This is a genomic window from Achromobacter sp. 2789STDY5608615 (genome assembly GCF_001298995.1).
Classification (GTDB): domain Bacteria; phylum Pseudomonadota; class Gammaproteobacteria; order Burkholderiales; family Burkholderiaceae_B; genus Achromobacter; species Achromobacter insuavis.
The window spans coordinates 6,373-17,291 of the sequence record NZ_CYTY01000058.1; the positions used below are offsets into that span (position 1 = coordinate 6,373).

The 10,919-nt window shown below is 65.7% G+C and carries 12 protein-coding genes; 6 read left to right on the plus strand and 6 right to left on the minus strand.

The window, feature by feature from the left end; genetic code table 11:
• On the plus strand, positions 1-1,251 hold a 1,251-nt coding region (locus tag AOZ49_RS29115; protein ID WP_231690477.1), incomplete at its 5' end, for a surface lipoprotein assembly modifier.
• Between the two features lie 102 nt (positions 1,252-1,353).
• On the opposite strand, the gene AOZ49_RS29120 is transcribed toward AOZ49_RS29115, so the two are convergent.
• The 3 genes from AOZ49_RS29120 to AOZ49_RS29130 form a co-directional block, all read right to left on the minus strand.
• The gene (locus AOZ49_RS29120) at positions 1,354-1,863 is read right to left on the minus strand and encodes a hypothetical protein (RefSeq protein ID WP_054479328.1); all 510 of its coding nucleotides are present in this window, start codon (positions 1,861-1,863) and stop codon (positions 1,354-1,356) included.
• Positions 1,860-5,120, minus strand: a complete 3,261-nt coding sequence (locus tag AOZ49_RS29125) for a hypothetical protein (RefSeq protein ID WP_156355781.1) — start codon at positions 5,118-5,120, stop codon at positions 1,860-1,862. The genes AOZ49_RS29120 and AOZ49_RS29125 overlap by 4 nt, the downstream gene beginning before the upstream one ends.
• 153 nt (positions 5,121-5,273) lie before the next feature.
• Positions 5,274-6,173 carry a LysR substrate-binding domain-containing protein gene (locus tag AOZ49_RS29130; protein ID WP_054479333.1) on the minus strand — a complete coding sequence of 300 codons (900 nt, stop codon included), beginning with the start codon at positions 6,171-6,173 and terminating at the stop codon, positions 5,274-5,276.
• A gap of 218 nt (positions 6,174-6,391) precedes the next feature.
• Between AOZ49_RS29130 and AOZ49_RS29135 the strand changes: the two genes are divergently transcribed.
• Together AOZ49_RS29135 and AOZ49_RS29140 are read left to right on the plus strand one after the other, a co-directional pair.
• Positions 6,392-6,853 carry a Rid family hydrolase gene (locus AOZ49_RS29135; RefSeq protein ID WP_054479335.1) on the plus strand — a complete coding sequence of 154 codons (462 nt, stop codon included), beginning with the start codon at positions 6,392-6,394 and terminating at the stop codon, positions 6,851-6,853.
• Positions 6,854-7,043: 190 nt separating this feature from the next.
• On the plus strand, positions 7,044-7,496 hold the full coding sequence (locus tag AOZ49_RS29140) for a hypothetical protein (protein ID WP_054432227.1): 453 nt from the start codon (positions 7,044-7,046) through the stop codon (positions 7,494-7,496).
• Between the two features lie 37 nt (positions 7,497-7,533).
• Here the strand turns inward: AOZ49_RS29140 and AOZ49_RS32765 are convergent, their stop codons facing one another.
• Positions 7,534-7,710 (minus strand): hypothetical protein, encoded by a 177-nt coding sequence (locus AOZ49_RS32765; protein WP_156333417.1) that lies wholly within the window; start codon positions 7,708-7,710, stop codon positions 7,534-7,536.
• A 268-nt stretch (positions 7,711-7,978) separates the two neighbouring features.
• Between AOZ49_RS32765 and AOZ49_RS32155 the strand changes: the two genes are divergently transcribed.
• The 3 genes from AOZ49_RS32155 to AOZ49_RS29155 all read left to right on the plus strand — a co-directional run bounded on the left by AOZ49_RS32155 (position 7,979) and on the right by AOZ49_RS29155 (position 9,962).
• Positions 7,979-8,362, plus strand: a complete 384-nt coding sequence (locus AOZ49_RS32155; protein ID WP_082380630.1) for a type II toxin-antitoxin system RelE/ParE family toxin — start codon at positions 7,979-7,981, stop codon at positions 8,360-8,362.
• Positions 8,346-8,648, plus strand: coding sequence for a helix-turn-helix domain-containing protein (locus tag AOZ49_RS29150; RefSeq protein WP_054432229.1), 303 nt, complete (start codon positions 8,346-8,348; stop codon positions 8,646-8,648). Before AOZ49_RS32155 ends, AOZ49_RS29150 begins: the two co-directional genes overlap by 17 nt.
• Before the next feature lie 246 nt (positions 8,649-8,894).
• Entirely contained in the window at positions 8,895-9,962 is a 1,068-nt protein-coding gene (locus AOZ49_RS29155) for an AraC family transcriptional regulator (protein ID WP_054479339.1), read from the plus strand.
• Positions 9,963-10,117: 155 nt separating this feature from the next.
• Here AOZ49_RS29155 and AOZ49_RS29160 read toward each other — a convergent pair whose 3' ends face one another.
• Entirely contained in the window at positions 10,118-10,543 is a 426-nt protein-coding gene (locus AOZ49_RS29160; protein WP_054479341.1) for a hypothetical protein, read from the minus strand.
• 12 nt (positions 10,544-10,555) lie between these two features.
• Positions 10,556-10,919: glutaredoxin family protein (locus AOZ49_RS29165; RefSeq protein WP_054479343.1), on the minus strand; the 364-nt coding region annotated here is incomplete at its 5' end.

Below are 10,919 nucleotides of genomic sequence, written 5' to 3' on the forward strand. Positions count from 1 at the left end.
ACCGAACGCATCCTCAACCAGGCGATGCTGCAAGAGGACTGGGGCACCCTGCGCCGGGTGATGCGCTTCTACCCCTGGATGGCCGGTGTCGATCCGATCCTGCGCGACTACGTGCATGGCGCGCTGCTGCGCCACGACGGACGGCTGGCCGAGGCCATCGCGTTGTACCGCCAACTGGTGGCGCAGCATCCCGACCTGGGCTACGTGCGGCTGGAACTGGCCACCATGCTGATGGAGGATCGCCAATTCGCGCAGTCCGACGCCGAGCTGGCCGACCTGCGGCTGGGGTCGCTGGAGCCGGCGGCGCAGCGCAGCGTCATGCTTTACCGTCAGGCATTGGCGCAGCAGCGCCGCTGGAATTTCCGCCTGGGCGCGGGCACGGCCTACAGCAACAACGTCAATTCGGCCAACCGCGACCCGATGCTGTACCTGCCGGTCGCGACACGGCAAGGTCCCTTGTGGGTGCCGTTCGCGAAGGGCCGCGACGCGTTGCCCAAGGCGGATTGGGGGTTGAAATACAGCGGCAGCGCCAATGTCGAACGCAATCTCGGCGGGCATCACTACTACACGCTGGGCGCGGATATCGACGGCACCGCGTATCGCGTGCAACGCGACTACAGCGACCGCTCCCTGACCTTGCGCGGCGGCTACAAGTGGCAGGACGCCACGCGCTGGTTTGCCGCGACGCCCCAGGCGGGCCGCAGCTGGATGGGCAGCCGGCGCTATAGCCACAACCGCGGCTTGAGCCTGGAGTACGGGTGGCGGCCAACGCCGGGGTGGCAGTTGATGGGGGCCTGGCTGTGGCTCAAGCGCGGCTACGACGACCGGGCCTATGCCGCCTATGACGGCCATCTGGACGTGCTGTCGCTGACGGCCATCCGCGTGTTCTCGCCCGCGCTGTTGGCTTACGCCAGCGTCGGGCTGCAGCGCGAGGCGGTGGCGGCGGGCGAATACACCTATCGCTTTCCCTGGGCGCAGCTGGGCGTGGTCAAGACCTTCGGGCAAATGTTGGGCACGCGCTTGAGCGCCCGCTATGGCAGACAGGCGTATGAGGCGCCCTATGCCCTGTTCCTGAACCAGCGGCGGCGCGATCATGAGCTGCGCGTGGACGCCTCGGTCTGGACGCCGGACTTCAAGATCGCCGGGTTGGAGCCGAAGCTGAACCTCAGTTACCTCAAGATCACCAGCAATCTGCCCATGTATGCGCGGGACCGGACCGAGGTCAGCCTAATGCTGGAGAGGCGGTTCTAGACGGCAGCCATGTCGGCGACTAACGCAAATCCGTCCATGCTCACGCCTTCTGGTCCTTTCTCACGGCCATGGACATCTCCTTGAGCATTCCGGCGAAAGTCGTCACGGCGCAAGACGCCCAGCCGCGCGAGCGCGTGCCCACCAAGACTCGAACTCATCCCGCGTGGTTTCACGCTCGGCGAGTTCCGGGTCCCACAAGTCTTCCGGCGGATTGAAACACCAATCCTCGGGACCCGTGCTTTCCGCGTCGCCACTGGCCGACACCACGACCTGGCGCGTGCGATACCCCTTTTCGTCGTACTCGACGAAATAGGTCTCCTGATCTTCAGGAAAATCCTGCTTGATGTAGACGTTGCCTCGCCCGACCAGCGCGCCGAATTTCGGATTGGCGCGCTGGAGGCTGCGCTGCGCTTGCGGGTCGTCAAGGCCCGCGGGAGCGGGATCGCCGATACGAATCGACGGAATGTCCGTAAACCTCCCAGGATCCACCTCGGTCTGGTCGACAACCACAACTTCGGCATAGGTCTGGACGATCGCCGCTTCCGAAGGCGCCTCTATCCACCACCACAGGGATCCCATGCCGTAATCATGGGCGACGAGGAATCGCTTCATTCGGAAACCTCATCCGGATACGTGATCAGGTCGGCCGCGTCGGAAACCCAGCCATCCTTGTCATTCCGATAGACCCCCAGCCGCTGGCGCATGTCTTCCGTCCAGCCAATCCTGTTCGACATTTCGCGCAGCAAGCCCAGGCCGATCCGCCGCATGCGGGCATTGCCCTCGGCCCCCAGCAATGCTTCGACCTGGATGAGTTGATCCGGGCGCGCACCAGCCGCCGTCTCTGCAAGCGAATCCAGGACATCCCCGACGACGCCGGGATGCAGCAATTCCGAAGAATCGAATTGCCGCGCGGTCGTCAACGCGGCCTCCGGACTCAATACCGAGAATGCGAGCCTCAGCGCCAGCCCCGGATGCCAGCGCCTGGCCAGCAGGGCCTGGACCAGCAGGTTCGCCGACGCGGCCAGTTCCAGCTGGCCACGGTGCAACTGCCACAGATACGCATCGACAACGGCAGCCAATGACTGCGCCCGCGTCAAGCCGGCGAAACTGCCTGCCAGTTCCCGCGGCAAGCTGCCCGCATAGATACCCAGCAGTGCGCGCGCCGCCAGTTCAACCAGCGCGACATCGACGTCATCGAGCCGCGCGGCCAACGCTTGGTACAGCGTCGGCTCGCCTTCCCCCGGCGGCATCGCGATCAGTCTTTCCAGGGTTTCCTTGCGGATTTGCGCGTCGGGATGTCCAAGCAGCAATGCAAGATGCCTGCTCAATGCGCGCTGGCTGTCCGGGGCAAGACCCACCGGCGGAATACGGATGGTTGCGCGCGCGAGCGCAGGCTGCTCGTTGCGGGCGGCGGCGTGCAATCGCTGCCAGACCTCAGGGCGATCAAGGAAGTTCCAGTACGCCCGCATCAAGGCGATCACCACATCCGGATGCAGCCTGGGTTCAGCTTCGATCCGGGTCAGGAATGCGAAGGCGCCGTCCGTCCTCAGATCGCCAGCGAGCCGAATGATTTCCTTGGCCACGGTGATCTTGCCGCGCGGCACGCGGTCGAGCAGGTCCAAGACCCGCGCGGGGGGCAGGTTCATCAGGGATCGACGCAGGGCATAGATGGCGATGCGGGCCCGGCCGTCATCCAATGCCTGCATCAGCGCTGCCACGCCGCGTCCCGCATCGGCGCGCCCGAGCACTTCCAGCGTCTTGTCACGCAGTCCCTGGTCAGGCGCGTCCAGGCGAGCGAAGTCGAAGAGCGGCGCCAGATCGATGGACGGCATGGCCGCGTATCGCTGGACGCAACCGTAGAGTTCCCAGGCGTTGCGTTGCGGGCTCGTGAGGATATCGAGCAGTTCGCCGGCATAGCATTGCTGCTGGGCGGCTGTCCACCGGGAGAAGCCGCTGTCATAGGCGGGAAGAAACGCCGCCTTGCCGCTCGGAAACCGCCCCTTGTAGACGCGGGCGCTCAGGAACGGCGTCAGCAGGTCCTGCCTGCGCACATGCAGATGCGAGGAAACCGCCGAAACCTGGATCCAGCTCGGGTCGTCCCCCACCAATTGGGGGACCAACTCGGCGACCCGTTTGCTGAGTCCGAGCCTCACCAGCGCCTCCAGCCCCGACCGCGCCACATGGCCACGCTTGTCCCGGGTCAGGCCGGCCAGCAGGTCGACGAACAGATCCACGGCTTTGGCGCGGCATCCGAAGCCCAAGACCAGTTGCAGCGCAATCTGGCCGCGATCCCGCCGGATCCATGTCTGGAGCAACCCCATCAGATGCGGGGCGATCTCAAGCAATTCGTTGTCGCTCATACGGGATTCCCAATACCCGTAGCGGAGATTTCCCATGCTGCCCATGCGCTCGACCAGGCGAGGCAGCGTCTCGACGACGAAAGCGGCATGGGTGGCGATGATGGCCATCAACCATTGCGTGGCCGCCAGCATGGTCTGGTGCGAGCAGTCCCTGGCACGCAGCGCGGCATCGATCAGCGCGGAGAACCCGGGCAGATGCTCGGTTTCCCAACGCGACGGCGGCAGCGCCGCCAGGGCGGTCAGCATGGCAAGCCGCACCGGGTCTTGCTCGTTTTCACGGGCCCGGCAGAAGTCCAGGATGGCGGACAAGCTGGATGCCTCGTATCTCCCTGCCCCCACCACCGCCGCCACGGCCTGCGCGCGCAATTCGCCATCAGGCTGCGACAGGAAAGGCTGGGCCAGGGCCAGCGCTTCCTGAAACGGCAGGCAGGATAGATACGGCAAGCGGATCATCGGCTCGGCAGCCAGCAGCCGCAGCGAAAACGCATGGCGCGCTTCGGCCTGCCGGGCGGCGCTGGACAGCTCCCGCACGAACTCAAACGGCAAGGCCCCGCTGTCCCGGCGCCAAGCTTCGCCGCCATGGCGGTAAAGCGCGTCCCGCTGGCTTGCGCGCAGCTGCGGGAAGACCGCCTGCAAATTGGGCAGCGCGTCGACCGACAACAGCCTGCACAGCGCGGGCGCGTCCAGGCGCCGCAAGGCTCGCGGCGTGAAGGGAATGCGCTGCCTGCTTCCCAGGCCTTCGACAATGGCGCCGATTTCCTTCGGGAAGAAGGAGGCATAGCGCGTCAGGGGAAGATCACTCACCGGGAGTCGGGTAACCGCCACGCGCAACAGGCTCAACCCAGCCGCCCGGTCGCTGCGCAACATGCGATAGAGCGAAGCTCGGACGGCAAGCCGCAACACGTAGGAGGGATTGCCGGACGTCTCCAGCGCCTGCACCAGCTGGTCGCGCACGTATCCCGGCAAGCGCTGCGCCAATGCCGCCCACTGCGGCGCCTCGAGCGCGGCCAGCAGCTCCGCGTCCAGATTGCCGCGGATGAACGCATCGGTCGTCCACGGCAGAAGATGGCGGCGCGCCGCACCGTCAAGTGTCGGGTAGACGGCATCGTTCACCTGTCCGCGCCCCGCTCGCCAGAGCTGGCTGGCAAGATCCCGGCGACACGCCTTCGTCATGTCCGGCATCAGCCGGACCAGCAGCTCGTCGGGCACGACACGCGCCGCCAGCCGGGCGGCACGCAATGCCAGCATGGGCGACGGATCGGCGAGCATCGTGACGATCAGATCCGTCGCATGGGAGCCACTGACCGACATCAACGCCAACAGCCGCTCGTAGTGGACCTCCGATTGCGCCAATGACCGCAGGTCTTCAGCCAGAGGCGCACTCGTGAGGGATTCACGACCGAGCGCCACCATGCGTTTGTAGCGTTGATCATGGCTGAGGGGAGCAACATCCGCGAGAATGCGCCGCGCGGACGGGCGCGGTTCTTTCCGTGAGGGCGTCATGGTCATTCGGTAAGCGTGCGTAGGATTGGGCGCGGCGCCATTCACACAGCGCGGCCGGGAATTGTCAACGGCGATAGTAAAACGATTCGCTCAAGCGGTCTGCTTGCATCCGCTACCGATACTGCAATTCGCTGGAGAGGTGTTCCTCGGTCTATCCCCTCACGCTTTCTGGCCCTTTCTCACGGCCATGGACATTTCCTTGAGCATCCCGGCGAAAGTCGTCGCGGCGCGAGTCCGCCCTGCTCCCTTCGGCCACAGCAAGCCGAGTTGCCGGGACAATTCCGGCTGCGTGATAGGGATGAGATTGACGCGCTCGAAGCCCGTCGCCGCCGTTTCAGGGACGATGGTCGCAAGCTGCCCTTCCGCGGCGACCGCCAGGAGCGACTCCGTGCTATCCATTTCCACCGCTACCTGCAATTGCGCATGGGCGGCCTTGAACGCGTCTTCGATCAGGATGCGCGTCGAGAATTTCGGCGGGAACAGGGCTAGCGGAATCGAATCGAGCGTTCTCCACTGAACCCGACGCTTCCGTGCGAACGGGTGCTCGCGGCCCACCGCCAGGACCAGCCGCTCTGAAAAAAGAGGTTCGGATTCGACATCATCGCGTGAGGCCGGATGAAAGGCGATGCCAAGATCGAGCATACCCAGCGCCAGTTTTTCCTCGAGCTGCGCCGCGAGCAGATCCTGGACCACGATCCGCACTTTCGGGTGTCGCTGGTTGAAGGCCGAGACCGTGCGCGGCAGAAATGCCAGGGGAAATACCGGGATGGCGCCCAAGGTGAAGGTACCCGCGTCGAGCTCGTTCAACTCCTGCATCGCCCGCTTGGCCCGCGTCGCTTCATTGCATGTTCGCGCCGCATAGTCGCGGAACACCCGACCGGCCTGAGTGAGGCGCATGGTCCGCCCTACCCGGTCAAACAACGCGATGCCCAATTCTTCTTCAAGTTGACGCAGGGCGTGCGACAGCGTGGATTGCGCAACGCACAGCTTCTCGGCCGCGCGCGACAGATTGTCGAGTTCGACGATGGTCAAGAAATAGCGAAGGTGGCGCAGTTCCATCTGTCTCTCATTGAATCCCGGTTCAAGGCAGCGATATCCATCGACAAGATCGAACGATTTTATCGAATTAATTCATTTTTCAGATGATCGACATCTACGTACCATCATGCGCTGACCTCCCCTCGGCATTCCGGCGGACCGATGAGCGGGCTATGAGCGGGCGCATCCCAGGTAGACGGCGCTCGTGGCAGGCGGTCAATTCACCTTTGGAGAATCCAATGAGCGACGCCATTGTGCGGCACCCTACCCCCAGGCGCCTCGAGGCATCGTGGGCTCGGGAATTCGCGGAAGCGATTGAAGTCCCCGCGAGCGCCCGGACCATCACGTTGAGCGGCGTCGGCGCACTGCCGTCGAATCTCGACGCCGAACCCCACTCGGTCGGCTACTTCGGCGATCTGCGCACGCAGACGAGAAGCGTGTTCGACCAGATTCAGGCAATCCTGGAAGGCAAAGGGTATACCCTGGGCGATGTGATTGCCGTGCAAGCGCTTTTCGTCGTGGAACCCGCCAGGACCGGCCCGCCGGACTACGGCGCGTTTTCGAGCGTCTATGCCGACTACTTCGGCTCAAGCGCGCAACCCCATCTGCCCACCCGGACTCGGGCGCAGGTGGTGGGCCTTGTCGAACCCGGCTGGCTGGTCGAAGTGACGGTGACGGCGGCGAAGGTCGTGAACGGGTGAGCCCGTTGATCCGCACGCTTTTCCAAGGACAAAGAGACACACCGCCATCACTCGTTACACCGCCACGTCGCGCAGTCTCTAGAATGCAGGCTCGAATGGCAGGCATGCCGACCGGGAGCGCAACGCGACACCCGCCTGTGCGCCAGCCCATGGGTGTCTGTTGGCATACCGATCGGGGGAGGTCACGGCGATGGCGGGTATTGGCGGGATCCAGGCGCATGGCCGCCTGAAAGGCAGGCTGGCCGGGATGGCGGCGATCATTGTCCTGTTGGGCGGCTGCTCGACGTCTTCGACGCTCTGCGACGCGCTCGGCCCCAGCCAGAGCGCCACGCTCCAGATTCCACAGAACGCCGCCACCGAGGACGTGTTCGCGTGCATCGACCGCGCAACCGCCGCGAGCACGGCGGCCGGGCGGGAATATGACCAGGGCCATGCCATCCGCGACGCCAAGACCGGGGTGCTCGAAACCACCCACTACAGCAGCCCCAACACCAGCGGCTTTCGCCTGAAAGCCGAGGTCTCGAAGCGCGCCTCCACGCTCGCGCTCTCGTTGCGCGGCGCCGGCGCCTATTGCACCGATCTCGGCGTCGACCAGGAAATGGCCCGACTGACCGAGTCGGTGTCCAGCTGCCTCAAGCGTTGATGGGCGGCCGGCCTGCCGGCCACGCCGCCGCGCCGCCTCAGCGCGCGTCAGTGAGCTGCTTGCCGGTCTTCATGTATAGCTTGGCGCGGGCGATGCTGTAGGCCAGGCCGTAATAGCCCTTGTCCGGATACTCGGTCTCGATCAGGTTCGAGGTCTCGGCCATCACGCGCCAGCGGGAATTGTTGGCGACATAGCAGATGTCGCGCTCCCACATCAGCTTGCACCCGGTTGCGCCAATTGCCGCCTATCCGTTCCCGGGTCCTCCAGTGCGCCATCAACGTGGACATGTTGAGCACGGTATCCCTCACAAAGCTTGCCCATCTGCGCTACGTTTGCACATCAGCACTGGCCGCCTCGCGCGGCACGCGCAGGGGCCAACGTGGCCCCTTGGCCGCATTTTCGAGAATAGGACGAAAGCCTCGAGGAAATATCCACTCGGGTGCTTTAAATCATGCCCGAAGCGGGTACATTTAGGAACACTGATGAAACGCATCCTGAAGCGAAAACGCTTTGCCCGATGGCAGGCAGAGGAACGCCTGCCTGACGCCGCACTCTGCATGGCGGTCAGGGCAATGGAACACGGCTTGATCGACGCCAGCCTGGGAGGCCTGCTCTACAAACAACGAGAGGCCCGGCCAGGCGGGGGCAAAAGCCATGGATATCGCGCATTGCTTTCCGCTCGCCTTGGCCACCGCTATGTGTTTCTCCATGGCTTTTCCAAGAGCGACCAGGAAAACATAGCGCCGGAGGAACAGAAGGCACTGCAATTCGCAGGACGGGTATTCCTCGAACTATCCCCCGACGCCATCTCGAAAGCGCTCGGATCCGGCATCCTATTGGAGATCCATTGTGAGCAAGATCATTGAGGACATCCGCGACGATCTGGCCGCGTTGCACGACGCGGGCGCGGTCGGCAAGGTCACCCTGCGCGAATTCGACAGCCTCTGCCCTCCGCCGGTCCGTGACCTCGATGCGACGGACATCCGCCGCCTGCGCGAATCCCTGAACTTCAGCCAGCCGGTATTCGCGCTGCACCTGCACACCACCGCCTCGACCGTGCGCAAATGGGAACAAGGCCAGACCCGCCCCACCGGGCCGGCGCTCAAGCTGCTCAACCTGATCGCCGACAAAGGGCTGCAGGCCATCCTCTGAGGGCACGGGCCAGCCCGGCCCCCTGACGACAGCCGCCGGCCCCGGCCGCTTTCCCGCACGCCGCGGACAGCCAGCGCAAAAAACGGATAGTCCCATGCCCGCCGGGACGGGTTTTCCAGCAGTCCCGCGCGGGGCGCGGCGTTTTACTATGAGGACCATCATAAAGGCGCGCCACGGACGTGGCCGCCAGGGGAACCGGCGGCCGCTGCCCGCCGGACATCAGGACCTGAGCAAGGAATCCCGGCCATGCTGAACACGACGCAGTCCGATGCCGAGACATCATGGCAACCCGCCGAGCCGCGCCCGGCCGCCGGGGCAATGGCCGGCGCCGCGGGGTGGCGCATCGACACCATTCTGGCGACGCCGGCGCAACAGCTGTTCGCCTCGGGCGACCTGGACGAGGCGCGCGCGATGGTGGGCCGGGTGATGCGGCCGCACCACCTGGGCGTGGTCGGGTCGACGCAGCGCCTGAACGCGCGCATGCATCACCAGCCGCTGGGCGAGGTGTCGCTGAACCGGCTGCGCTACGGGGCGAATGTCGAGATCCGGCCGGGGCCGCTGGAGGACTTCTTCCTGGTGCAGATGCCGCTGTCGGGCACCGCGCTGATCGAGAGCGGGCCGCAGCGGGTGGATTCGACGCCGGACGTGGCGTCGGTGGTCAGCCCGGATGACGACCTGGCGATGCATTGGGCCGACGACAACGATCAGTTCATGTTGCGGGTGGGCCGCTCGCTGCTGGAGCGCACGCTGGTGGGCCACCTGGGCTGTACGCTGGATCGGCCGCTGCGCTTCCAGCTGGGGTTCCGCTGGCGCGAGTGTCCGGCCTGGCGCTGCCTGATGGCGTATCTGCTGGATTGTTCGTCGCAGCACGCCGACCTGGCCCAGCACAAGCTGATCGTGCACCAGATGGAACAACTGGTGGCGGCGACGCTGCTGTCCACCCTGCCCCACAACTACAGCGCCACGCCGGCGGGCCGCCGCGGCGCGGTGCTGCCGCGCCACGTGCGCTGCGTGCAGGATTATCTGCAGGCGCATGCGCACGAGCCGGTCAGCGCCGAGCAGCTGGCGCGCATCGCGGGGGTCAGCGTGCGCAGCCTGTATGCCGGCTTCAAGGAATTCCTGGGGATCAGCCCCATGCACTATCTGCGCGACCTGCGCATGGAACGGGCGCGCGCCGAGCTGGTGGCGGGTGAATGCCAGAACGTCGCGGGGGTGGCGCTGCGCTGGGGTTTCGCGCACCTGGGGCGTTTCAGCGCCGGCTACAAGGCGCGCTACGGCGAGAGCCCCAGCCAGAGCGTGCGGCGGCACGGCTGACGCGGCACGCGCGGCGGCACGGCGGAAGCGGCAACTTTGTCAGGACTGGCCAGGCCTTGCGTTCAAACAACCCTGGGGATGGCCAACCGCAAACGATCGTCCGCTCACGCTGATGGCGTTCATTGCGGCATTCAGTTCGGCATTCAACGTGGCGTTCAGCGCGGCTTCCAGGTCAGCCCGTCGGTCGACCGGTACTCCGGAGTGCCGGTGCAGCAGCCGCCGGCGCCGAACGCCTGGCGGCCGATGAAGGCCTGCACGAAGCCCTTGCCCGCCGTCAGTTCCTGGCGCACGCAGGCGGTGGGCAGCAGATAGAAATCGCCTTCCAGCACCAGCGTCCAGGCGACATTGCCGCCTTCCGCCGGGTCCACCTTGTAGACCTTGCATTCATGCATAAGCAGGTGGATGGGTTTGCCCGCCAAGGCGCCCTTGAACTGGAGCTCGGGCGGCGTTTCCTGGGTGGCCAGGGTCTCCGCCGTGAGCCTGGACCCGGCGGGCGACGGCGGCAGCGACGAGTCGCAGCCCGCCAGCGCCACGGCCGCGCACAGGGTCAGGAGAGCCAGGCGGCGGGCGGGGCGTGTCATGAGGCCGCCGCGTCAGGCCACGTTCGCGTAGCGTTGTTCAAGGTAGGCGATGATGTCGCTGGACTCGTACATCCAGCGCGTGCCGCCCGCTTCCTCGATGCGCAGGCACGGCACCTTGACCTTGCCGCCGCCAGCCTGCAATTCGGCGCGCGCCTGGGGATCCCCCTTGGCATCGCGCAGCGCAACGGGCACGTTCAGGCGGTGGATGGCGCGCCGCGTCTTGACGCAGAACGGGCAGGCATGGAACTGGTAGAGCGACAGCGCGGCCGCCTCGCGGTCGACGGCGGCCTGGCCTTGGGCCGAGCGTTGCTGCGGGCGCGGGCGCGTCAGCGCATCGCCCAGGACAATCAGTTGACCCACACCGACACGCAAGGCT

What these genes read in the sequence shown, in the direction of transcription:
- AOZ49_RS29135 (WP_054479335.1), top strand. Translation starts at nt 6,392, where the DNA reads ATGAGCGACGCCATTGTGCGGCACCCTACCCCCAGGCGCCTCGAGGCA.
- AOZ49_RS29125 (WP_156355781.1), bottom strand. Translation starts at nt 5,120, where the DNA reads ATGACCATGACGCCCTCACGGAAAGAACCGCGCCCGTCCGCGCGGCGC.
- AOZ49_RS29120 (WP_054479328.1), bottom strand. Translation starts at nt 1,863, where the DNA reads ATGAAGCGATTCCTCGTCGCCCATGATTACGGCATGGGATCCCTGTGG.
- AOZ49_RS29130 (WP_054479333.1), bottom strand. Translation starts at nt 6,173, where the DNA reads ATGGAACTGCGCCACCTTCGCTATTTCTTGACCATCGTCGAACTCGAC.
- AOZ49_RS32155 (WP_082380630.1), top strand. Translation starts at nt 7,979, where the DNA reads ATGAAACGCATCCTGAAGCGAAAACGCTTTGCCCGATGGCAGGCAGAG.
- AOZ49_RS32765 (WP_156333417.1), bottom strand. Translation starts at nt 7,710, where the DNA reads ATGTGGGAGCGCGACATCTGCTATGTCGCCAACAATTCCCGCTGGCGC.
- AOZ49_RS29155 (WP_054479339.1), top strand. Translation starts at nt 8,895, where the DNA reads ATGCTGAACACGACGCAGTCCGATGCCGAGACATCATGGCAACCCGCC.
- AOZ49_RS29140 (WP_054432227.1), top strand. Translation starts at nt 7,044, where the DNA reads ATGGCGGGTATTGGCGGGATCCAGGCGCATGGCCGCCTGAAAGGCAGG.
- AOZ49_RS29160 (WP_054479341.1), bottom strand. Translation starts at nt 10,543, where the DNA reads ATGACACGCCCCGCCCGCCGCCTGGCTCTCCTGACCCTGTGCGCGGCC.